This window comes from Dokdonella sp., assembly GCF_017744955.1.
Taxonomy (GTDB): domain Bacteria; phylum Pseudomonadota; class Gammaproteobacteria; order Xanthomonadales; family Rhodanobacteraceae; genus Dokdonella_A.
Genome location: NZ_JAGIAG010000002.1, coordinates 50,932 through 73,644, shown reverse-complemented (window position 1 = coordinate 73,644; position 22,713 = coordinate 50,932). Strand labels below are relative to the sequence as shown.

At 68.3% G+C, this 22,713-nt stretch carries 21 protein-coding genes; 9 read left to right on the top strand and 12 right to left on the bottom strand.

Going from position 1 to position 22,713, the window contains the following annotated elements; genetic code table 11:
• Positions 1 to 39 precede the first annotated feature (39 nt).
• The gene (locus tag J7520_RS05385; protein WP_291185066.1) at positions 40 to 441 is read right to left on the bottom strand and encodes an MGMT family protein; all 402 of its coding nucleotides are present in this window, start codon (positions 439 to 441) and stop codon (positions 40 to 42) included.
• A gap of 47 nt (positions 442 to 488) precedes the next feature.
• Between J7520_RS05385 and J7520_RS05380 the strand changes: the two genes are divergently transcribed.
• Complete coding sequence (locus tag J7520_RS05380; RefSeq protein WP_291185065.1) at positions 489 to 893, top strand: hypothetical protein; 405 nt, start codon at positions 489 to 491, stop codon at positions 891 to 893.
• A gap of 108 nt (positions 894 to 1,001) precedes the next feature.
• Here the strand turns inward: J7520_RS05380 and J7520_RS05375 are convergent, their stop codons facing one another.
• Together J7520_RS05375 and J7520_RS05370 are read right to left on the bottom strand one after the other, a co-directional pair.
• Positions 1,002 to 2,135 (bottom strand): inorganic phosphate transporter, encoded by a 1,134-nt coding sequence (locus tag J7520_RS05375; RefSeq protein ID WP_291185064.1) that lies wholly within the window; start codon positions 2,133 to 2,135, stop codon positions 1,002 to 1,004.
• Between the two features lie 19 nt (positions 2,136 to 2,154).
• Positions 2,155 to 2,784 carry a pit accessory protein gene (locus J7520_RS05370; protein ID WP_291185063.1) on the bottom strand — a complete coding sequence of 210 codons (630 nt, stop codon included), beginning with the start codon at positions 2,782 to 2,784 and terminating at the stop codon, positions 2,155 to 2,157.
• Positions 2,785 to 2,982: 198 nt separating this feature from the next.
• Between J7520_RS05370 and J7520_RS05365 the strand changes: the two genes are divergently transcribed.
• Complete coding sequence (locus tag J7520_RS05365) at positions 2,983 to 4,278, top strand: hemolysin family protein (protein ID WP_291185062.1); 1,296 nt, start codon at positions 2,983 to 2,985, stop codon at positions 4,276 to 4,278.
• A gap of 88 nt (positions 4,279 to 4,366) precedes the next feature.
• Here the strand turns inward: J7520_RS05365 and J7520_RS05360 are convergent, their stop codons facing one another.
• Complete coding sequence (locus J7520_RS05360; RefSeq protein WP_291185061.1) at positions 4,367 to 5,152, bottom strand: RNA methyltransferase; 786 nt, start codon at positions 5,150 to 5,152, stop codon at positions 4,367 to 4,369.
• 137 nt (positions 5,153 to 5,289) lie between these two features.
• On the opposite strand from J7520_RS05360, the gene J7520_RS05355 reads away from it, so the two are divergent.
• Entirely contained in the window at positions 5,290 to 6,093 is an 804-nt protein-coding gene (locus tag J7520_RS05355) for an inositol monophosphatase family protein (protein ID WP_291185059.1), read from the top strand.
• A 323-nt stretch (positions 6,094 to 6,416) separates the two neighbouring features.
• On the opposite strand, the gene J7520_RS05350 is transcribed toward J7520_RS05355, so the two are convergent.
• From J7520_RS05350 to J7520_RS05340, 3 genes are all read right to left on the bottom strand, one after another.
• Positions 6,417 to 7,664, bottom strand: a complete 1,248-nt coding sequence (locus tag J7520_RS05350; protein ID WP_345776899.1) for an OmpA family protein — start codon at positions 7,662 to 7,664, stop codon at positions 6,417 to 6,419.
• Between the two features lie 140 nt (positions 7,665 to 7,804).
• Positions 7,805 to 9,253, bottom strand: coding sequence for a bifunctional 2-methylcitrate dehydratase/aconitate hydratase (locus tag J7520_RS05345; RefSeq protein ID WP_291185058.1), 1,449 nt, complete (start codon positions 9,251 to 9,253; stop codon positions 7,805 to 7,807).
• Positions 9,250 to 10,245: a LysR family transcriptional regulator gene (locus tag J7520_RS05340; RefSeq protein WP_291185057.1), complete on the bottom strand. Its 996-nt coding sequence runs from the start codon at positions 10,243 to 10,245 to the stop codon at positions 9,250 to 9,252. Before J7520_RS05340 ends, J7520_RS05345 begins: the two co-directional genes overlap by 4 nt.
• Before the next feature lie 110 nt (positions 10,246 to 10,355).
• Between J7520_RS05340 and J7520_RS05335 the strand changes: the two genes are divergently transcribed.
• From J7520_RS05335 to J7520_RS05315, 5 genes are all read left to right on the top strand, one after another.
• Positions 10,356 to 11,573: an MFS transporter gene (locus tag J7520_RS05335; protein WP_291185056.1), complete on the top strand. Its 1,218-nt coding sequence runs from the start codon at positions 10,356 to 10,358 to the stop codon at positions 11,571 to 11,573.
• A gap of 22 nt (positions 11,574 to 11,595) precedes the next feature.
• Positions 11,596 to 12,630: an aldo/keto reductase gene (locus J7520_RS05330; protein WP_291185055.1), complete on the top strand. Its 1,035-nt coding sequence runs from the start codon at positions 11,596 to 11,598 to the stop codon at positions 12,628 to 12,630.
• Positions 12,631 to 12,647: 17 nt separating this feature from the next.
• Positions 12,648 to 13,667, top strand: coding sequence for a zinc-binding alcohol dehydrogenase family protein (locus J7520_RS05325; RefSeq protein WP_291185053.1), 1,020 nt, complete (start codon positions 12,648 to 12,650; stop codon positions 13,665 to 13,667).
• 91 nt (positions 13,668 to 13,758) lie between these two features.
• A complete protein-coding gene (locus J7520_RS05320) occupies positions 13,759 to 14,205 on the top strand; it encodes a MarR family transcriptional regulator (protein ID WP_291185052.1) in 447 nt (148 codons plus the stop codon).
• Positions 14,202 to 14,726 carry an SRPBCC family protein gene (locus J7520_RS05315; RefSeq protein WP_291185051.1) on the top strand — a complete coding sequence of 175 codons (525 nt, stop codon included), beginning with the start codon at positions 14,202 to 14,204 and terminating at the stop codon, positions 14,724 to 14,726. Before J7520_RS05320 ends, J7520_RS05315 begins: the two co-directional genes overlap by 4 nt.
• Positions 14,727 to 14,749: 23 nt before the next feature.
• Here the strand turns inward: J7520_RS05315 and prpF are convergent, their stop codons facing one another.
• The 5 genes from prpF to J7520_RS05290 form a co-directional block, all read right to left on the bottom strand.
• Complete coding sequence (gene prpF, locus J7520_RS05310; protein ID WP_291186499.1) at positions 14,750 to 15,946, bottom strand: 2-methylaconitate cis-trans isomerase PrpF; 1,197 nt, start codon at positions 15,944 to 15,946, stop codon at positions 14,750 to 14,752.
• A gap of 68 nt (positions 15,947 to 16,014) precedes the next feature.
• Positions 16,015 to 16,380 carry a hypothetical protein gene (locus J7520_RS05305; protein WP_291185050.1) on the bottom strand — a complete coding sequence of 122 codons (366 nt, stop codon included), beginning with the start codon at positions 16,378 to 16,380 and terminating at the stop codon, positions 16,015 to 16,017.
• Positions 16,364 to 16,999: a nucleotidyltransferase domain-containing protein gene (locus J7520_RS05300; RefSeq protein ID WP_291185049.1), complete on the bottom strand. Its 636-nt coding sequence runs from the start codon at positions 16,997 to 16,999 to the stop codon at positions 16,364 to 16,366. Before J7520_RS05300 ends, J7520_RS05305 begins: the two co-directional genes overlap by 17 nt.
• Positions 17,000 to 17,065: 66 nt before the next feature.
• Positions 17,066 to 19,675 (bottom strand): Fe/S-dependent 2-methylisocitrate dehydratase AcnD, encoded by a 2,610-nt coding sequence (gene acnD, locus J7520_RS05295; RefSeq protein ID WP_291185048.1) that lies wholly within the window; start codon positions 19,673 to 19,675, stop codon positions 17,066 to 17,068.
• 124 nt (positions 19,676 to 19,799) lie between these two features.
• The gene (locus J7520_RS05290; protein ID WP_291185046.1) at positions 19,800 to 20,516 is read right to left on the bottom strand and encodes a hypothetical protein; all 717 of its coding nucleotides are present in this window, start codon (positions 20,514 to 20,516) and stop codon (positions 19,800 to 19,802) included.
• A 120-nt stretch (positions 20,517 to 20,636) separates the two neighbouring features.
• On the opposite strand from J7520_RS05290, the gene J7520_RS05285 reads away from it, so the two are divergent.
• A complete protein-coding gene (locus J7520_RS05285) occupies positions 20,637 to 22,658 on the top strand; it encodes an NADPH-dependent 2,4-dienoyl-CoA reductase (RefSeq protein WP_291185044.1) in 2,022 nt (673 codons plus the stop codon).
• Positions 22,659 to 22,713: the final 55 nt, after the last annotated feature.

Below are 22,713 nucleotides of genomic sequence, written 5' to 3'. Positions count from 1 at the left end.
ATCTAGCGCGTTCGCAACGCTGCAAACATGACGCAGCGCTCAGTCGCCCGTAGGACGACGCTTGCCGCGCGCCGCTTTTTTCGCCGGCGGCGGCGGGCCCCACAGCAGGTCGTCCAGATTGCGCTCCCAGCCGTGCGCAGCCAGATCGACGCGACCGTTCCTGACCAGCACGCCTTCGGCCGCGAGCCGGCGTACCTGCTCACGGAATTCGCGGCTGCCCGGCGGGAAAGCGATACGGCCGTCCGAACGCAATACGCGGTACCAGGGCGCCACGCCGGCCGGCGTCTCGCCGAGCACGCGGCCGACCAGGCGCGCACGCTTCGGCAAGCCGGCGCGGGCAGCGATTTCGCCGTAGCTCGCCACGCAGCCCGGCGGGATCGCCGCGATCGCGCGCAGGATGGCGGCGTGTTCCGCCTTGGGTTTCGCTTCGACTGACTTCATCGGCAGCCCACGCTAGCATAGGCGCCGATTCCGAACGAAGGATTGCCGTGCAGAGTTTCGAACAGATCCGCTCCCACGTCGGCGCGCGCCACACGCTGCGCACGAACGACCCGTACCTGATCAGCTTCGATCTGACGCTCGACAACGACCGCCATCAGGGCATCTATCTGGCCGAGATGGACGACGAGGACGGCGAGAAGATCCTGCGCATCTCCACGCCGATCGGCCCGTTCACCGGCATGGACGGCCTGCGCTGCCTGCGCTTCAACTGGGAGCAGCGCACCGGCTATCTCGCCGTCAGCGACCTCGAAGGCTCGCCTTACCTGCAGTTGTGCGAGAACCGCCCCTACGCCCTGCTCACCGAAACCGAACTCGATCGCGTCGTCGTCGAACTCGGTTCGCTCGGCGATCGGCTGGAGCAAGCCATTTCCAACGGCGGCGACGCGTTCTGACGGGAACGCCATTCGAAGAAAGAAGCCGGACGCGGATCAACAGCGATCGGCGCGGATAGATCAAGAGATCTTGGCCTTATCCGCGTCGACAACGCTTTTCCCACCCGCTCAATCCGCCCAGCCCATCAGGCGCGCGCCGCGCACCATCAGCCAGGCCAACGTGCCGGTGATCGGCAGGGTCAGGATCCAGGCCCAGATCATGCGTTCGACCACGGTCCAGCGGATCGCGTTGGCGCGCTTGGCCACGCCGACGCCGAGAATCGCCGCCGAGATGTTGTGCGTGGTCGACACCGGAATGCCGAAATGCGAAGCGGTCAGGATCACGCTGGCCGAGGCGGTTTCCGCCGCGAAGCCGTTGATCGGGTGCAGCTTGACCATCTTGTGACCGAGCGTCTTGATGATGCGCCAGCCGCCGGCCGCGGTGCCGGCGGCCATCACGATCGCGCACAGCAACTTGATCCATAGCGCGATCTCGAACGGTTTGGATGCGCTGTCCTCGATGCGCAGGAAGTTCAGCCAGTGCGGCATGCCGTCGAAGGTGCCCGATGCGGTCGCGCCGGCCAGCGCCAGCGCGATGATGCCCATCGTCTTCTGCGCGTCGTTGAGGCCGTGCGAGAGGCCCATCGCGCTCGCGGAGACCAGCTGCGCCTTGCCGAAGAACACGTTCGCGAACCGCGTGCGACCGAGCTTCTGCAATGGCCCTGTGCGGCTGCCGAGAAAATCCATCAACGAGAACAAGAGCCCCATCAACAGCAGGCCGAGCACGAAACCGGCCACCGGCGAGGTGACCATCGGCACGATGACCTTCGGCACCACGCCCTTCTCGCCCCACCAGTGCGTGCCGCCCTGCGCCCAGATGATCGCGTCCCAGTTGCCGTGCGCGGCAGCCAATGCGGCACCGCAGAGACCGCCGACCAAAGCGTGCGACGAACTCGACGGCAGACCCCACCACCAGGTGATCAGGTTCCAGATCACCGCGCCGAGCAGAGCGCAGATCAGCACCACCGGCGTGATCGCGACGAGGTTGGTGTCGACCAGGCCCGAAGCGATCGTCTTCGCCACCGCGGTGCCGGCGAGCGCGCCCATCAGATTCATCGAGGCGGCCAGCAGCACCGCCTGACCGGGACTGAGCACCTTGGTGGCGACCACCGTGGCGATCGAATTGGCAGTGTCGTGGAAGCCGTTGATGTATTCGAACACCAGCGCGATCACCACGACCGAGAGGACGAGCGTCAGTTCCATCCGCGTGCCCGCCCCGTCGTCAGGAGTTCTTCAGTACGATCTGATAGACCACGTTGCCGGCGTCGCGGCAGCGGTCGATCGCTTTCTCGAGCAGCTCGAACAGATCCTTCAGCAGCAGAATGCGGATCGCGTCGTGGCGGCCGTCGTAGAGATTCCGGTACAGCTCGAGCAGCAGCCGGTCGGCCTCGTTCTCGATCGCCTGCAGGCGATCGTTGAGCGACTTCATCGTCTCCAGGTTCATGCCCTTGCGCAGCTGCGCGACCATCTGCACGATGACTTCGCCGGCCTTCTCGAGCAGGGCCGCGCGCGTGTGGAAATCGACGTCGCCGAGGCGGTCCGCCGCCAGCGAGTAGCGTTCGGCGAATTTCGCGATCGCCTTGGTGATCTTGTTCAACGCGGCCGACAGCGCCTCGATGTCCTCGCGCTCGAGCGCGGTCACGAAGGTGTTGACCAGCTCCTGGCTGATCTGCGCCGACAGATCCTTCTCGCGCCGGCGCGCGAGCATGAATTCGTCCAGCGACGGGGCCGACCGGCGCGCATCGAGCATGCGCACGAGCGCGGCGGCCGATTCGTGCGCGGCGGCGGCGCTGGCTTCGAGCAACCCGTAGAACTTGTCGCCCTTGCCGAAGATCGTCTGCAACGAAAACATGGGGATACGCCTGTCGTCGACTTCGCAGCGGACCTGCTGCCGGAGCTGCGCGACGGCAGCCGATGTTTCAATTATGTTACCGAATCGCGGCCGCGGGGAAGCGCGGCGCGACGAGTTGCTACACTCCCGGGTCGACAGCACGGTGAGGAGGCAGGAAGCGGTGGACACCATCCGCGGCGCGGGGATCGCCGAACCGGAATGCTGATCGAATTCGGACTCGTCGTTCTGCTCGCCCTGCTGAACGGCTTCTTCGCGCTCGGCGAAATGGCGCTGATGACCTCGCGCCTCAGCCGCCTGAAGCAGCTCGCGCGCAGCAGCCGCCGGGCGCGGCTCGCGCTCGAACTGGTGCAGCAGCCGGAACGGTTCCTCGCCACCGTGCAGGTCTTCATCACCCTGCTGCAGATCAGCGCCGGCGCCGCGCTCGGCGCCGGCATCGGCGAACGCATCGGCGCCGCGTTCGACACGCTCGACCTGCCCTGGCTGGATCGCTACAGCACCGCGATCGGGGTCGCCGTCGCCATTTCCGGCATCACCTTCCTCAACATGCTGCTCGGCGAACTGGTGCCCAAGCGCATCGCGCTGGTCGATCCGGAGCGCTTCGCGATCGCGGTCGCCGCGCCGATGCGCGCGATGGCCTGGCTGGCGAAACCGTTCACCTTCGTGCTGATCTGGGCGACCCGCCTGATGATGCGCCTGCTCGGCATGGACAGGACCAGCCGCGGGCACGTCAGCGAGGAGGAAATCCGCCTGCTCGTCGCCGAAGGCGCCGACCAGGGCGTGATCGACACCCACGAACGCAACATGGTCAATCGCGTGCTGCGCCTGGGCGACCGCACGGTCGACAGCGTGATGACGCCGCGCACGCGCATCGCCTGGCTCGACGCCGCGGCGCCGATGGAGCAGAACCTGGCCGTCATGCGGGATACGCCGTACTCGCACTACCCGGTGCACAGCGGCGGCGAACAGGAGATCCTCGGCGTGCTGGAGGTCAAGCGCGCGATCGGGCGCGTCGCCGGCGCTGCCGACGCCGATCTGTTCCACGACCTCAGCAAGCCGCTCTACGTGCCGGCGACCGCTCGCGCACTCGACCTGCTGGAAGAATTCCGTGATGCCGAAACGCGCCTGGCCCTGGTCGTCGACGAGTACGGCGAGATCGAGGGCCTGGTCACGCTGAACGACCTGCTCGCGGCGGTGGTCGGACGCACGGCGACGCCGTTCGCGGAAACTCAGGACCACCCGATCGTCCAGCGCGACGACGGCAGCTGGCTGGTCGACGGCAGCGTCGGTGCCGACGATCTGCGCGAACTGCTCGGCCTGTCCGAACTGCCCAACGAGCGGGAGCACGACTTCCGCACCGCGGCCGGCCTGGCGGTGGCGCACTTCGGCCGCATCCCGCAGCCGGGCGAGCATTTCAGCGCGAGCGGATTCCGCTTCGAAGTGGTCGACCTCGACGGCAGGCGCATCGACAAACTGCTGATCGCGCGCGTGCCTTGACGGCTTGGAAAAGCCGGACGCGGATTGGCGCGGATGGACACGGATAGAGCAAAACGGAGGATTTTTTCTTGATCCGCGTTTATTCGCGTCAATCCGCGTCCAAAGTCTTCCGCTGTTCAGCGTTCGCCAGCCGCGCCATCCGCTGCGCGTCGGCGAGGATGCCGTGCAGGACGCGCAGCTCGCGCGCATCCGGCTGAGCGCGCAGGAAGAAGCGGCGCAGGCGCTGCAGGATCGTGCGCGGCGAGCGTCCCTTGTGGAAGTCGATCTCGTCCAGCGTCTGGGCGAGGTGCGCGAAGAAGCCTTCCATGTCCGCGCTGGTGGCTGGCGATTCGTTGCGCGCGGCCAGGGGTTCGATTCCGCCTTGCAGCCAGGCAAGGCGCAATTCGTAGGCGATCACCTGCACCGCCTGCGCGAGATTCAACGAGGAATAGGTCGGGTCGCTCGGTATCGCGATCGCGGCGTGGCAGAGCTTGATCTCGTCGTTGTCGAGGCCGCTGCGCTCGTTGCCGAACAGCAGCGCGACCTCGTCGCCGGCCGCGAGCGTCGCCAGCACGCGCGATGCAGCCTCGCGCGGACTCAGTTCGTCGAGCAGCACGCCGCGGCGGCGCGCGGTGGCGCCGAGCACGAGCCGGCAATGGGCGATCGCCGAGGGCAGATCGGCGCTGACCGTGGCCGCGGCGAGCACGTCGTCGGCACCGGCTGCGAGCGCGTTGGCTTCCGGATGCGGATAGCTGTGCGGCGCGACCAGCGCGAGGCGGTGCAGACCCATCGTGCGGATCGCGCGCGCGGCGGCGCCGATGTTGCCGGGATGCGAGGTGCGGACGAGGACGAAGCGCAGTCGCGCCAGGGCGTCGGCGGAAATCGGTTCGGTCATTGCCAGAGCGAGCGTCGTTGCGATCGGCGCGACGATAGCGCAGTCGCCCGCCGTGCGGTGATCTGCTACCCTGCGCCCCCCGCGCGCGGCCATCGCGCCGCGCCGCGTTCTTTTCCACTCCGTCCAGCGGAACCAGCATGCCCAGACCCGCCGTCAACGTGGCGGTGCGCGCCGCGCGCGCCGCCGGCCAGATCATCCTGCGCTACATGAACCGCCTGGACAGTCTCGACGTGATCGAGAAGCAGCGCCACGACTACGTCTCCGAAGTCGATCGGCTGGCCGAAGCGGAAATCCTGCGCGAACTCAAGCGCGCCTATCCGCGCGACGCCTTCCTCGGCGAGGAGTCGGGCAAGAGCGGCGATTCGCGCAACGTCTGGGTCATCGATCCGCTCGACGGCACGCGCAATTATCTGCGCGGCTTTCCGCACTTCTCGGTGTCGATCGGCCTGCTGGAAAACGGCGAACCGACGCTCGGTGTCGTCTACGACCCGCTGCGCGACGAGCTGTTCACCGCCGACAGGGGCAACGGAGCCTATCTCAACGATCGCCGCATCCGCGTCGGCAAGCGCGACGGCATCGGCGGCGCCCTGCTCGCGACGGGATTTCCCTACCGCCAGCGCCGGCATCTGGAAGCGCAGCTCGGCATGACCCGCGCCCTGCTCGTCGAAGCGGAAGACATCCGCCGCAGCGGCTCCGCTGCGCTCGACCTCGCCTACGTCGCCGCCGGCCGCTTCGACGGTTTCTACGAAATCGGCTTGAACGTCTGGGACATGGCGGCCGGCTGCGTGCTGGTACGTGAAGCCGGCGGCCGCTACTGCGACTTCGTCGGCCGCGACGGCTTGCCCGACAGCGGCCACCTGATCGCCGGCAACGTCGCCGTGGCCGGGGCGATGGTCAAGACGATCGCGCCGGAACTGACGCCCCCGCTCGCGCTGCGCTGAGCCCCGCTCTCTTCTTGATCTTTCCTGCCGCTGCGCCCTGCCCTCAGTCAGCGGGGCAGCGGTGGACTGCCGTTTCCGATTCCATAGAAGTCCGGGCCGCGTATTCCTTCGCTGAACCAATTCCTCGCTGAACGCATCCGGGCGATCGCAGCAGCGCATCGCTTCCTGGGCGGCGGCTTCCTTTCTTCATCGAAGCGCCGACCCGCGCATGCTTCCACCAGCGCGGCGGGACAGAATCCATGTGCGGTCGCGCGACCGGGACAAAAAGAAAGCCCGGCTTGCGCCGGGCTTTCCCTTTTCACTGTGCACCAAACTGCGTGCGCTTACTGGTCGACCTTGATCTCGGTACGACGGTTGCGCGCGCGGCCTTCCTTGGTCGCATTGGTGTCGATCGGCTGCGTCTCGCCGAAGCCCTTCACCGCAACGATGCGGCTGGAGTCGACGCCGTGCGCGGTCAGGTAGTCGGCCACGATCTGGGCGCGACGCTCGGACAGACCCTGGTTGTACTGATCGGTACCGACCGAGTCGGTGTGACCGTCGAGTTCAACCTTGATCTCCGGGTAACGCTTCAGCGCGTCGATCGCCTGGTCGAGGATCGCGATCGAATCCGAGGTCGGGACCTGCAGAGTCGGCTCGATCTTGTGCTCACCCTTCTTCGGACGGTCGAACTTGAAGTTCACGCCGCGCAGGTCGATGACGACCTTCTGCGGGCAGCCATCCGGACCGACGATGGTGCCGGCCGGCGTATCCGGGCAGCGGTCGTCGCAGTTGTTCACGCCGTCCTTGTCGTCGTCGAGCGAGTGGCAGTCCGGAGCCGGCGGCGGAGCGACCGGGGCCGGAGCCGCGGCCGGAGCCGCGGTGCCGAAGCTGTAGACCAGGCCAACGCTGACGATGCCGTCGGTGAAGCCGCTCTTGCGCTTCACGCGGTAGCCGAGCGACTCGGCCAGGTTGTTCATCGTGTTGTTGTCATGGTCGTAGCGGGCGGCGATTTCGCCACGCAGCGCGACGCGCTCGGACATGTTGTACTGGACGCCGCCGCCGACCGTGGCGAACGGATCCCAGCCATCGTTCTCATAGCCGGTCGCCGAGGTGAGGACGCCCGAGTACGCCGCATGACGCATGGCGCCGAGGCCAGCCATCACGTACGGACGCCAGGCCGAACCGGGGTCGCCGAAGAACCAGCGAGCCGAAACGCCGAGGCCGACGTTCTCCCACTGCTTGTCGCCGCGATCCCAACCCGCCGGGATCTGGTTACGACGCCAGGAGTTGTCCTTGAAGTCGGCGTTGTTGATCGTGTATTCGAAATCGACGGCCAGGTGCGGGTTGACCCACACGCCGACGCCGATACCGCCCCAAACGGACGTGTCCGTCTTGCGGTCGCTGTCGGGAATGACCGCACCAATGCGGGGCGCGATGTACCAAGTACCGGAATCCTGCGCGTGTACGGTGGCGCTGGCGCCGCCGACGAGCGCCAGGGCGATGAGCGCGCTTAGGGCTTTACGTTTCATCCAGAGTCTCCTCTCTACGTTTTTTATCGATGCGTCCGCCCAACCCTTCGCAGGACGCTGCACCTTTTCTAGTCTACGCCGAAATGACGTAGAAGAAACGTACACTTAACACTTTATCACGGGTTCAGGGCCGGGGCGGATTCTAGCCGCATTGACGAGGCTCGGCCACTCTTTTGTGAAGATGTTGTTAAGGATTGAGTCAGTCAAAACGCGAAGAGATTCACAAACTCGTGAATTGGCATCGCGTCGAGCCGGCCCGGGTCGCGGCTCAAGCCGACCAGGCGTCGGACTCGTTCAGCCGGCAGGTGCCCGGCCAACGCAGCGTCGAATTTCTGCAGCAGCAGCGGAATGCCCTCCGCGCGGCGCCGGCGGTGCCCGACCGGATAGTCGATCGAAATCTTCGCGGTCGAACTGCCGTCGTCGAAAAACACCTGCACGGAGTTGCCGATATAGCGCTTGTCGGGATCGTAATAGTCCTGCGTGAAGTGCGAATTTTCGCGTACTTCCGTGCGGTTTCGCAGCGCGTCGATGCGCGGATCGGCAGCGACCGCGTCGGTGTAGTCGTCGGCGGTCAGTCGCCCGAAGATCAGCGGCACGGCGACCATGTACTGGATGCAGTGGTCGCGATCGGCGTAGTTCGCCAGCGGCCCGGTCTTGTCGATGATGCGCCGGCCGGCTTCCTGGGTTTCGATCACGATCTTCTCGATCCGGCCGAGCCGATCGGCCACCGCCGCATGCAGCCGCATCGCGCACTCGACGGCGGTCTGCGCGTGGAATTCGGCCGGATAACTGATCTTGAACAATACGTTTTCCATCACGTAGTTTCCGAACGGCCGTTCGAATTCGAACGGCTCGCCGCCGAACGCGACGTCGTAGAAACCCCACGTCTTCGCGCTCAGCGCCGACGGATAGCCGACGCAGCCCTTGATCGCGTTCAGCGCATGGATGACTGCGCGCCGGCAGGCATCGCCGGCGGCCCAGCTCTTGCGCGGACCGGTGTTCGGCGCGTGGCGATAGGTGCGCAGCGCGCCGTTGTCGATCCACGAATGCGAGATCGCATCGACGATCGCCTCCTTGCCGCCGCCGAACATGCGCGTCGCGACGGCGGTCGAGGCGAGCCGCACCAGGATCACGTGATCCAGGCCGACGCGGTTGAACGAATTGCGCAGCGCATAGCAGCCCTGGATCTCGTGCGCCTTGATCGCGTACGTCAGCACGTCGCGCACGCGCAGGGCCTCACCGCCTTCGTGCACGGCCTGGCGAGAGAGGTAATCGGCGACGGCGAGGATCGTGCCGAGATTGTCCGAGGGATGCCCCCACTCCGCCGCCAGCCAGGTGTCGTTGAAATCCAGCCAGCGGACCTGCACGCCGATGCCGTAGGCGGCCTGCGCCGGGTCGAGTTCCCAGTCGGTTCCCGGTACGCGCGCGCCGCCGGGCAGGATCGCGCCGGGCACCAGCGGGCCGAGATGCTTGACGCATTCGGGAAACTTCATCGCCAGCATCGCGCAGGCGAGCGAATCGAGCAGCACGTAGCGGGCGGTGTCGTAGGCCTCCTCGGAAGCGATCGCGTAGTCGACCACGTAGTCGGCGATCTCGACCATCGGCGCGTCCGGTGCCGGCCGCACGGCCGAGCGCATATCGGGGGAACTCATCGAACCTCCCTTTTCCGTGAGGATGCCGGCGTGCGCGACGAACGGCTCGCACGCCGCGAAACCGGCGCCGCGATCGAACCCGCATCGCGCTCCCACGGCGGCACGCCGCCGAACTGCTCTTCGAGGAATTCGACGAACGCACGTACGCGCAACGGCACCAGCCGGCGCTGCGGCATCACCGCATAGATGCCCGTCTCGGCGATCCGGCAATCCTCCAGCAACGGCAGCAGGCGACCGCTGCGCAGGTCGTCGCAGACGTGCCAGGTCGAATGCAGCGCGATGCCGAGTCCGGCCACCGCCGCGTCGCGCAGCACTTCGCCGTAGTTCGACTCGAAGCGGCCGTTGACGCGCACCGAAACCTCGCGCCCGTCGCGATCGGCGATGCGCCAGAGGTCCTGGCGCCCCTGGCTGCCGGTGAGGATCAGACAATCATGCGCGGCCAGATCCTCCGGCGTCGCCGGCACGCCGCGACGATCGAGATACGCCGGCGCCGCGCACAGCACGCGCCGGTTCGCCGCGATGCGGCGCGCGACCAATCGCGAATCGGCCAGGGCGCCGATGCGCACCGCAAGGTCGTAGCCGGCGCTGATCAGATCCTGCACGCGATCGTCGAGATCGACGCTGACGCGCACGCGCGGATGACGGCGCAGGAATTCCGGCAGCAGCGGCGACAGATACTGCCGGCCGAACGATGCCGACGTCGTCACGCGCAACGTACCGGATGCCTCCGTGCCGCTCTGCCGCAGATCGGTCGCCAGCGCTTCCAGATCCTCGACCAGCGTGCGCCCCTGCTCGGCCAAGGCGGCGCCTTCCGGCGTCGCGTGCAGCCGGCGCGTGGTCCGATGCAGCAGGCGCACGCCGAGCTGCTGTTCGAGCCGGCGCAGGCGCTGGCTGGCGACCGCGACCGAGAGGTCGAGGCTGCGCGCCGCCGCGCTGATCGAGCCCAGGTCGAGCACGCGCAGAAATAGGCTGATGTCGCCGATGCGATCCATGATTTTCAACGAATCGTTGAAACTGATTGCCTATCCTGACGGTTTTTCGTCGATCCGCAAGCACTCAGGCTACGCCCTTCCCGTTCCTTCCTCATCCGTCCGCCGAAGCCATGACCACTGCTGCCCCCTCGTCGAGGACACCGCTCGCGCTGTACGCGCTCACCGCCGGCTCGTTCGGCATCGGCTGCGCCGAATTCGTCATCATGGGATTGCTGATGCAGGTCGCCGGCGACCTGCACGTTTCGATCGCCGCCGCCGGCATGCTCGTTTCGATCTACGCGTTCGGCGTCTTCGCCGGCGCGCCCATGCTGACGGTCGCGACGCGGCGGATGCCGCGCAAGGTCGTGCTGATCGCGCTGATGGCGATCTACACGATCGGCAACCTGATCTGCGCGCTCGCGCCGAACTACGAAACCTTGATGGTCGCGCGCGTGATCACCTCGCTGACCCACGGCACCTTCTTCGGCGTCGGCGCCGTCGTCGCCACCGGCCTCGTCGCCGAGGACCGCAAGGCGTCGGCGATCTCGGTGATGTTTTCCGGCCTGACCCTGGCGACCTTGCTCGGCATGCCGGCCGGCGCCTGGCTCGGCCTGCACTTCGGTTGGCGTGCGACGTTCTGGGCGATGGTGCTGATCGGCCTGGTCTCGATGGCGGTGATCGCGCTGCTGGTACCGCGCAGCCGCGAAGCGCATGCGCCGGCGCCGCTCGTCGACGAACTGCGCGGCGTGGCGCGGCCGCAGGTCTGGCTGGGCCTGGCGATGACGATGCTCGGCTTCGCCGGCGTGTTCCTCGTCGTCGCCTACGTGCAGCCGCTGCTGGTCGACCTGACCGGCTTCTCCGACAGCGCGGTGTCGCCGATCCTGCTGCTGTTCGGCGGCGGCATGATCCTCGGCAATCTGCTCGGCGGACGCCTGGCCGATCGCTGGCCGACGCAGTCGCTGCTCGGCACGCTGGTCGCGCTCGCCGTCGTGCTCGGCGCGATGCGCTTCGCCCTGCACAGCGCGATCGCGATGCCGATCTTCATCGGCCTGCTCGGCGTCGCCGCGTTCGCCACCGTGTCGCCGTTGCAACTGCGCGTGCTGCGCAAGGCCGAAGGCGCCGGGCAGAACCTCGCTTCGAGCTTCAACATCGCCTTCTTCAATCTCGGCAACGCCTTCGGCGCCTGGCTCGGCGGCGTCGCGATCGACCACGGACCGGGATTGACGTCGCTGCCGTGGATCGCGGCGCTGGTGACCCTGTCCGGCCTCGCCGTCGCGCTGATCGCGCTGCGTCTGGATACGCGCGCCGCGCCGACGACAACACCGGTCGCCGCTGCCGCATGCCCCTGAAAATCACCACGAGGACATCGACATGGAATTTCGCCACTTGGGCGCTTCCGGCCTGCAAGTGCCGGCGCTGAGTTTCGGCACCGGCACATTCGGCGGCTCCGGCCCGCTGTTCGGCGCCTGGGGCACCACCGACGTCGCGCAGGCGCGGCGCCTGATCGACCTCTGTCTCGACGCCGGCGTGAACCTGTTCGACACCGCCGACGTGTACTCCGACGGCGCGTCCGAGGAAGTGCTCGGCGAAGCCTTGCGCGGCCGCCGCGACCGCGTGCTGATCTCGACCAAGACCGCGCTGCCTACGGGCGAAGGACCGAACGAGGCCGGCGCTTCGCGTCTGCGCCTGATCCGCGCCGTCGACGCCGCACTGGCGCGACTCCAGACCGACTACATCGACCTGCTGCAACTGCACGCCTTCGACGCGCACACGCCGATCGAGGAGACGCTGGCGACGCTCGCCGATCTCGTGCGCGCCGGCAAGCTGCGCTACGTCGGCGTCTCCAACTACGCCGGCTGGGAACTGATGCGCTCGCTCGCCGTCGCCGAGAAGTACGGCTACCCGCGCTACGTCGCGCATCAGGTCTACTACTCGCTGATCGGTCGCGACTACGAATGGGAGCTGATGCCGCTCGGCCGGCACCAGCAGGTCGGCGCGCTGGTCTGGAGCCCGCTCGGCTGGGGGCGTCTGACCGGCAAGATCCGGCGCGACCGACCGCTGCCGGCGACCAGCCGCCTGCACGCCACCGCCGAGTTCGGCCCGCCGGTCGAAGAGGAGCGGTTGTACCGCGTCGTCGACGCGCTCGACGCGGTGGCGCAGGACACCGGCAAGTCGATCGCCCAAGTGGCGATCAACTGGCTGCTGCAGCGGCCGACCGTCGCCAGCGTGATTCTCGGCGCGCGCAACGAGGAGCAACTGCGTGACAATCTCGGTGCCGCCGGCTGGTCGCTGAGCGCGGCGCACGTCGCCGAACTCGACGCGGCCAGCGCCGTGGTCGCGCCCTATCCGTATTTTCCGTACCGGCGCCAGGCCGGCTTCGCACGCCTCAATCCGCCACTGGTGTGATTCTTCCGGAGACGCTCATGAAAGCCGTTGGACTGACCCGCTACCTGCCGATTTCCGATCCGCAATCGCTGCTCGACGTCGAGCTGCCGAAGCCCGAGCCCGGCCCGCGCGACCTGCTCGTGCGCGTCGAGGCGATCTCGGTCAACCCGGTCGACACCAAGGTGCGCGCGCCGAAGCCGCAGGCCGAGGCGCAGCCGAAAGTGCTCGGCTACGACGCCGCGGGCATCGTCGAGGCGGTCGGCCGCGAGGTCACGCGCTTCAAGCCCGGCGATGCGGTCTGGTACGCCGGCGACGTCACCCGCGCGGGCAGCAACGCGCAATTCCAGGCGGTCGACGAACGCGTCGTCGGGCGCAAGCCATCCAGCCTCGATGTCGCGCAAGCCGCGGCGCTGCCGCTGACCACGCTGACGGCGTGGGAGCTTCTGTTCGAGCGCATCGGCCTCGACCCCGACGGCGGCGACCGCGGTACGTCGCTGCTGGTCGTCGCCGGCGCCGGCGGCGTCGGCTCGATCGCGCTGCAGCTCGCGCGCCGTGCCGGACTCGTCGCGATCGCGACGGCCTCGCGAGCGGAGACGATCGAGTGGTGCCGCGCGATGGGCGCAGAGCACGTCGTCGATCATCGCCAGCCGCTGCGGCCGCAGCTCGAAGCGCTCGGTTTCGCCGCCGTCGACGTCGCGCTCAACCTCGCCGACACCGATCGCTACTGGGACGAACTCGGCGAACTGCTCGCGCCGCAAGGCCACGTCGGCCTGATCGTCGAACCGCGCGGCGCGTTGAAGATCGGCGACCCGTACAAGGCCAAGTGCATCGGCATCCATTGGGAGATGATGTTCGCGCGGTCACGCTTCGGCACGCCGGACATGCAGCGCCAGGGCGAAATCCTCGACCGCGTCGCCGACCTCGTCGACGCCGGCGAGTTGCGTACGACCCTGACCGAGACGCTGTCGCCGATCGACGCGGCGAACCTGCGCGCGGCGCACGCGCAGCTCGAATCCGGCCGGACCATCGGCAAGCTCGCACTGAGCGGCTGGTCCTGATCGAGGCGCCTCGAAACCTCCGAAGCTCCGTCGCGGCGGTGCCGATCGTTCGATTTGACGAACGATCGGCCAACCCTAGAATCGCGGCGCCATGAACGACGCCGTACTCGCACTGCTGCGCTGCTACCCGCAGATCTACCTCGCCTGCCACGTCGAGCACGTGCGCGCGCGCAGCAACGCGCATGCGTTGAGCGCGCGCGACGCGTCACTGCTCTCGCACCTCGATCGCGACCGCGGCATCCATGCCGCCGAACTCGCCCAGCACATGCAGATTCGACCGTCGACGCTGTCGGCCGCGCTGACGCGGCTGGAGAAGCTCGGCTACGTCGAACGCGAAACCGACGCGCACGACCGCCGCGTGCACCGGCTGCGCCTGAGCGCGCGCGGCGAGATCGCGATGGCCGAAAGCTCGGTGCTCGATCCGCAGCGCGCGGCCGCCCTGCTCGCCCGTCTCGCTCCCACCGAACGCGAACACGCGCTGGAGGGACTGGCCCTCCTCGCGCGTGCCGCCCGTGAACTCGCCAAGGAAACGCCATGAAGATTCTGCTCGTTCTCGCCGTCGCGCTCGCCGGACTCGTCGCCGGCGCATGGTTCCTCGGCTCGCGCCTACCGGCGCAGCATCGCGCGCGCATGCAGGCGCGCGTCGGCGCCGCGCCGGACGCGGTGTACGCACTGATCACCGACGTCGGCAACACGCCGGCTTGGCGCAAGGACGTGAAATCGGTCGAGCTGCTCGACGCCGGCGGCGGCCTGCCGGGATTCCGCGAGAACGGCAAGCACGGCGCGATCACCTACCGCATCGAGGCGGCCGAAGCGCCCCATCGTTTCGTCACGCGCATCGCCGATACCGATCTCGGCTACGGCGGCAGCTGGACCTGGGACATCCGCGCGGACGGCGCCGGCAGCCTGGTGACGATCACCGAGGACGGCGAGGTGACCTCGCCGCTGTTCCGCCTGCTGTCGCGCTACGTGTTCGGCCACCACAGCTCGATCGACAGCTATCTCCAGGCGCTGGTCGGCCGGCTCGGCGGATCGGCGCCGCAGCGCCTGCCCGACTGAGCGAGCCGGCGCAGGGCGCCGCGTCAACGCGACGCGAGCGCCTCGGCCGGAATCCGCACCGCGCCTTCCATCAGTACGCGCGCGCTGCGGCTCATGATCGCCTTCGTCACGCTCCACACGCCGTCGACCTGGCGCGCCTGCGCACCGACGCGCAAGGTGCCGGACGGATGGCCGAAGCGCACCGCCTCGCGTTCGCCGCCGCCGGCGGCGAGGTTGACCAAGGTGCCGGGAATCGCCGCCGCGGTGCCGATCGCGACCGCGGCGGTGCCCATCATCGCGTGGTGCAGCTTGCCCATCGACAAGGCGCGCACGTTGAGGTCGACGTCGCCGGCAGCGATCGCCTTGCCGCTCGAGGACACGTAGTCGCGCGGCGGCGCGACGAAGGCGACCTTCGGCGTGTGCTGGCGCGACGCGGCCTCGGCCAGATCCTTGATCAGGCCCATCTTCAGCGCGCCGTGCGCGCGGATCGCCTCGAACTTCGCCAGTGCCTGCGCATCGCCGTTGATCGCTTCCTGCAGCTCGGTGCCGGTGTAGCCGACGGCCGTCGCATCGAGGAAGATCGTCGGAATGCCGGCGTTGATCAGCGTCGCCTTCAGCGTGCCGACGCCGGGCACGTCGAGATCGTCGACGAGGTTGCCGGTCGGGAACATCGCTCCGCCGTCCTCGCCCTCGTCCGCCGGATCCAGGAATTCGAGCTCGATCGCGGCGGCCGGGAACGTCACCCCGTCGAGTTCGAAATCGCCGGTTTCCTGCACCTCGCCGCCGGTGACCGGCACGTGCGCGACGATGGTCTTGCCGATGTTCGCCTGCCAGATGCGCACCACGCAGACGCCGTCGCGCGGAACGCGGGCGGCGTCGACCAGTCCGTTCGCGATCGCGAACGGACCCACCGCCGCCGACAGGTTGCCGCAATTGCCGGACCAGTCGACGAACGGCTGGTCGATCGAGACCTGGCCGAACAGATAGTCGACGTCGTGATCGGGCCGCGAGCTCTTCGACACGATCACCGCCTTGCTGGTGCTCGACGTCGCGCCGCCCATGCCGTCGATCTGCTTGCCGTACGGATCGGGCGAACCGATCACGCGGAGCAGCAGCGCGTCGCGCGCCGCACCCGGCGTGCGCGCGGCTTCAGGCAAGTCGTCGAGCCGGAAGAACACGCCTTTCGACGTGCCGCCGCGCAAGTAGGTGGCGGGAATGCGGATTTGCGGTGCTGGCATGATCGTCTATCTCCGAAGGGATTCTGAGCGATCGTCGGTGAACGCACCGGCGACGGCTTCGCATGCAGAAATCAGGTCACGCACCAGCCGCTCGTCGACGTCGACGTGGCCCTCGTATTCGGCCAGGTTGCGCAGATCGTGCGCCTTGGCGAGCACCGCCAGACGCCGGGACCGAGGCCCAGCGTATGCGGCAACGCCTGGAATACGATGTAGCGATGGCGGGCGCGATAGCCTCGCGAACGCAGCGCCGCCAGGCTCAGCGCGTGCGCAGCGTTGTAGGCGAGATCGAAACGGCTGTCGAGCGAAAGCGACGGGTTGCGCGCATCGGCCAAGCGGAGTCGTCCCGAGCGGACGAGCCCGGCGATCTCCGCATCGTCCGGAGGTTCGGACACGAGCGGTCCGCTCGGTCCGGCGAGATTCTCAAGCGGCAAGGTCATCGTCGCTCCCGATCAGCCACAAGCGCGGCTGCCGCCATACACGCGCGACGAAGCTGCTGCCCGAATCGATGCGCTTGCGCAGTTCGGCCGGCGTGTAGATCGTCGGATTGACGTCGCGTCCGAGCCGTTCGTTCAACGGATGCAATGCCGCCATGACATCTGCGTAGGACAGGTCGTCGGCGACGAGCAGCACGTCGACGTCGCTGCGGGCGGTGTCCTGCCCCTTGGCGACCGAACCGTATACGAATGCCGCACGGATGCGCGTCGCCAACGGTTCCAGCGCCTCGCGCAGCGGCACAACGAGACCGAACGTCTTGCGCACGATGGAAACCAGTTCGTCGTGGATCGGCGATGCCGGATTCGCGCGATAACGCTTCTGGTTGCCGATCTTCTCCACCGCCAGCAGACCGCTGCCGGAAAGTCTCGCCAGCTCGCGCTGCACGGCACCGCTGCCGGCGCCAGTAGCGCCGATCAGTTCCGTGACGGAATAGCTGCGGCTGGGCATGCCGAACAGGCACGCCAGCACCCGCTGCTGCGTGCGCGAGAACAAAGCGTCGGCGAGGTTCGCGCGCGCATAGAGCGCCGCCGCCTCGCTGACCTTTCCCGCGGAACCCTTCATGCCCATTCCGGGCATTGTAATGCCCATTCCGGGCATGAGGAAGGCTCCATGCACGCCGGACTGCGGCTACGCCGCCTTGCTCGACTCCAGAAAATCCTGCGCGAACCGCTGCAGCACGCCGCCGGCCTCGTAGATCGAGACCTCCTCGGCGGTGTCGAGCCGGCAGATCACCGGCACGTCGACGCGCTCGCCGTTCCTGCGATGGACCACCAGCGTCAGCGTCGCGCGCGGCGTGCGCGCGCCGATCACGTCGTAGGTCTCGGTGCCGTCGAGCGCGAGCGTCTTGCGGTCCGTACCGGGCTGGAATTCCAGCGGCAGCACGCCCATGCCGATCAGGTTGGTGCGATGGATGCGCTCGAAGCCTTCGGCGACGATCGCCTCGACGCCGGCCAGGCGCACGCCCTTGGCGGCCCAGTCGCGCGAGCTGCCCTGGCCGTAGTCGGCGCCGGCGACGATGATCAACGGCTGCTTGCGCTCCATGTAGGTCTCGATCGCCTCCCACATGCGCATGACCTTCCCTTCCGGCTCCACGCGCGCGAGCGAGCCTTGCTTGACCTGACCGTCGATGACGACCATTTCGTTGATCAGCTTCGGGTTGGCGAACGTCGCGCGCTGTGCGGTCAGATGGTCGCCGCGATGCGTCGCGTACGAATTGAAGTCCTCTTCCGGCAGGCCCATCCGCGCGAGGTATTCGCCGGCCGCGCTGTTCGGCAGGATCGCGTTCGACGGCGACAGGTGATCGGTGGTGATGTTGTCGCCGAGCACGGCCAGCGGGCGCATGCCGCGCAACGTGCGCTCGCCGGCCAGCGCGCCTTCCCAGTACGGCGGGCGGCGGATGTAGGTGCTCTGCGGGCGCCAGTCGTACAGCGGGCCGACGCGCTCGCCGTCGTCGACGGCGAGGCGGAACATCGGCTCGTAGACCTTGCGGAACTGTTCCGGCTTGACCGCCTGCTTCACGATCGCGTCGATCTCCGCGTCGCTCGGCCAGAGGTCGGCGAGGCGCACTTCATTGCCCTGCGCGTCGTGTCCGAGCACGTCCTTCTCGATGTCGAAGCGCATCGTGCCGGCGATCGCGTAGGCGATGACCAGCGGCGGCGAGGCGAGGAAGGCCTGCTTCGCATACGGATGGATGCGGCCGTCGAAGTTGCGGTTGCCCGACAGCACGGCGGTCGCGTACAGGTCGCGCTCGACGATCTCCTGCTGGATCTTCGGATCGAGCGCGCCGCTCATGCCGTTGCAGGTGGTGCAGGCGAACGCGACGATGCCGAAGCCGAGCTTCTCCAGCTCGGACAGGAGTCCGGCTTCCTCGAGATACAGCTGCACCGCCTTCGAGCCAGGCGCGAGCGAGGTTTTCACCCACGGCTTGCGCACCAGTCCCTTCGCGTTCGCGTTGCGCGCGAGCAGGCCGGCGGCGATCACGTTGCGCGGGTTGGAAGTGTTCGTGCAGCTGGTGATGGCAGCGATGACGACCGCGCCGTCCGGCATCAGGCCCTGCGCTTCCTCGGCCCTCGCCTTGTCGAGGTCCACCGCGATGCCGCGCTCGGCCAGCGCCGTGGTCGGCAGGCGCTTGTGCGGATTCGAAGGCCCGGCCATGTTGCGCACGACACCGGAAAGATCGAACTGCAAGGTGCGCTCGTACTGCGCGGTGCGCAGCGCATCGGCCCACAGGCCGGCGGCCTTGGCGTACTTCTCGACCAGGGCGACCTGCTCCTCGCTGCGCCCGGTCAGCGTGAGGTAGTCGAGCGTCTTGTCGTCGATGAAGAACATCGCCGCCGTCGCGCCGTACTCCGGCGCCATGTTCGAGATCGTCGCGCGGTCGCCGACCGTCAGCGCCGCCGCGCCCTCGCCGCGGAATTCGAGGTAGGCGCCGACGACCTTCGACTGGCGCAGGAATTCGGTCAGCGCGAGCACGACGTCGGTCGCGGTGATGCCCGGTTGCGGCCGGCCCGTCAGCTCGACGCCGACGATGTCCGGCAGGCGCATCCACGACGCGCGACCGAGCATCACGTTCTCCGCTTCCAGCCCGCCGACGCCGACCGCGATCACGCCGAGCGCGTCGACGTGCGGCGTGTGGCTGTCGGTGCCGACGCAGGTGTCCGGGAACGCCACACCGTCCTGCACCGCGATCACCGGCGACATCTTCTCCAGATTGATCTGGTGCATGATGCCGTTGCCCGGCGGGATCACGTCGACGTTGCGGAACGCCTTCTTCGTCCAGTCGATGAAGTGGAAGCGGTCCTCGTTGCGGCGATCCTCGATCGCGCGGTTCTTGGCGAATGCGTCCGGGTCGTAGCCGCCGCACTCGACGGCGAGCGAGTGGTCGACGATCAGCTGCGTCGGCACCACCGGATTGATCCGCGCCGGATCGCCGCCCTTGTCGGCGATCGCGTCGCGCAGGCCGGCCAGGTCGACCAATGCGGTCTGGCCGAGGATGTCGTGGCAGACCACGCGCGCCGGGAACCAGGGGAAGTCCAGCTCGCGCTTGCGCTCGATCAACTGGCCGAGGTAGTCGCCGATGCGCGCCGGATCGGCGCGGCGCACGATGTTCTCGGCGTGCACGCGCGCGGTGTACGGCAGCGTGTCCCAGGCGCCCGGCTGGATCGCGTCGACGGCGGCGCGCGCGTCGAAATAGTCGAGCGTCGTGCCCGGAAGAGGCTGGCGGTGGTTCGCGTTCATGGCTGGCTCCGTGCAGGCAGGCGGGATGGCCGTCGCGACGAATCGAACGCGCGAGATGGACCATCCGTAAACCGCCTATTGTGCCAGAGCCGCGAGCCGGGACCGGCTCGCCCGGGGGCACGCTTCAGGTCGGCGGCCGGCGCCGCAGCTCGTCGAGGATCGCCTCCAGCGTCGCCGCGCCGCGGCGCGCCAGCTCGAGCGATTCCTGCGTCGCCGCCACCTGCGCCTCGCGCAACTCCGCCGCGCGATCCAGGTTTTCGCGTCCCATGCGATTGATCTCGTGCGACTCGGCCATCAGCGCGCGCACGCGCCGCTGCTGGCGCGAGGCGCCCGCCAGAACGGCGGCGAGGAACACCAGCAGAACGAGCAGCGGACCGTAGTTGCGCGCCCATTCCGGCCACCGGCTCGGCGCTTCCTCGTCCTCGCCCGGCGTGCGGAAGGCGCGCGCCCATTCGGACATCGACAACCAGGCCTGCTTGTCGATGTCGTAGAAGAAGTTCTGGCGTTCCGATTTCCAGCTCAGAAGCCCCGGCGACTGCACGCCGCCCTGCGACGACGCCGGCAGATCCGGCAGCTCGAAATCGACCGACCCTGTCGCCTGGATTCCGTGCAGGCCTTCGGCGGCCATGCCGTCGGTCCGCACGATCGCCGTCAGCCGCTTCAGGCGTCCGTCGTAGCCGATCGAATCGCTGCGATAGCGGTAGTCTCCATCCGCCTGCGGCTCGAGCTGGCCGTCGTGCCGCATCGCCGCCTCCCAGGCTTCGATGAGACCGGCGCGGTCGGGCGCGGCGACGGCGAAAGCCGGCGCCAGCAGGATCAGCAGCAGGATCATTCGCGTCATGGCTCCCCCTTCGAGGCGCGCAGCATAACCCGCTCCCGCCGGCCGGCCTCGGGCCCGCTTGTCGGCCTGCCGCATTCCAGGCATCTTCATACGATCGTTTGACCCCGCCAGGCCGCCCGCATGCGCTATCCGCACCTGTTCGCCCCGCTCGACCTCGGCCACGTCACCCTGCCGAACCGCGTATTGATGGGCTCGATGCACACCGGCCTGGAGGATCGCGCGCGCGACTACGACAAGCTCGCCGCGTACTTCGCCGAGCGCGCACGCGGCGGCGTCGGGCTGATGGTCACCGGCGGCATCGCGCCGAGCGTCGAGGGCTGGCTGGCGCCGTTCGGTGGACGCCTGTCGATGCCGTGGCACGTCGCGCGGCATCGCAAGATCACGCGCGCCGTGCACGCCGAGGGCGGACGCATCTGCATGCAGATCCTGCACGGCGGGCGCTATTCGTACCATCCGCTGTCGGTGGCGCCGTCGAAGATCAAGTCGCCGATCACGCCGTTCATGCCGCGCGCGCTCTCCGCGCGCGGCGTCGAGCGCACGATCGGCGATTTCGTCGACTGCGCGCGCAAGGCGCAGGACGCCGGCTACGACGGCGTCGAGGTGATGGGTTCGGAGGGCTATCTGATCAACCAGTTCCTGGTCGAGCGCACCAACCGGCGCGAGGACGACTGGGGCGGTTCGGTGGACAAGCGCCAGCGCTTCCCGGTCGAGATCGTGCGGCGCATGCGCGCGGCGGTCGGGCGCGAGTTCATCATCGTCTATCGCCTGTCGATGCTCGATCTGGTCGAGCGCGGTCAGAGCTGGGACGAGATCGTCTCGCTGGCCAGGAAGATCGAAGCCGCCGGCGCGTCGATCCTCAACACCGGCATCGGCTGGCACGAGGCGCGCATCCCGACCATCGTGACCAGCGTGCCGCGCGCCGCCTTCACCTGGGTCACGCGGCGCATGAAGGCGGAAGTGCGCATCCCGCTGATCACCACCAACCGCATCAACGCGCCGGACGTCGCCGAGCGGATCCTCGCCCTGGGCGACGCCGACATGATCTCGATGGCGCGCCCGCTGCTCGCCGACGCCGACTGGGTGCGCAAGGCGCGCGAGGATCGCGCCGACGACATCAACACCTGCATCGCCTGCAACCAGGCCTGCCTCGACCACGTGTTCGAGAACCGCCGCGCGAGCTGCCTGGTGAACCCGCGCGCCTGCCACGAAACCGAATTGACGATCGTTCCGTCACCGACGAAGAAACGCATCGCCGTCGTCGGCGCCGGCCCGGCCGGCCTCGCCTGCGCGACTACGCTGGCCGAACGCGGCCACGCCGTGACGCTGTTCGAGCAGGCGCGCGAGATCGGCGGCCAGTTCAACCTGGCCAAGCGCATTCCGGGCAAGGAGGAATTCCACGAGACGCTGCGCTATTTCGGCCGCCGCATCGAGCAGACCGGCGTGACGCTGCGCCTCGCCACGGCGGCCACGCCGGAGCTGCTGCGCGCGGGCGGTTTCGACGAGATCGTGTTCGCGACCGGCGTCACGCCGCGCGCAGCGGGCATTCCCGGCGGCGATCGCGCCAACGTCGTCAGCTATCTCGACGTGCTGGGCGAAAACGCCGCCGTCGGCGGCAGGGTCGCGATCGTCGGCGCCGGCGGCATCGGTTTCGACGTCGCCGAGTTCCTCATCGAGCACGCGCCGTCGCCGACCACCGACATCAGCCGCTGGGCGCGCGAATGGGGTGTCGACACCACGCTCGCCGCGCGCGGCGGGCTGGTCGCGCCGGCGCCGGAAGCCGCGGCGCGCCAGGTCTGGCTGCTGCAACGCACGCCCGGAAAACCCGGCAAGCGGCTCAACAAGACCACCGGCTGGGTGCATCGCGCGACGCTGGCGGCCAAGCGCGTGACCCTGCTCGGCGGCGTCGCCTACGAGCGCATCGACGACGACGGCCTGCATATCCGCATCGGCGACGAAGCGCAGGTGCTGCCGGTCGACACCGTCGTCATCTGCGCCGGGCAGGAGCCGAACCGTGCGTTGCACGCCGAGTTCGCCGGACCCGGCGCCGCCAACGTGCACCTGATCGGCGGCGCCGACGTCGCGTCCGAACTGGACGCCAAGCGCGCCATCGCGCAGGGAACCCGACTCGCCGCGCAGCTGTGACGCGGATCGTGCGGTGACCAGCGGCACATGGCCGGCGCCGCGCGCGGTATGTCAG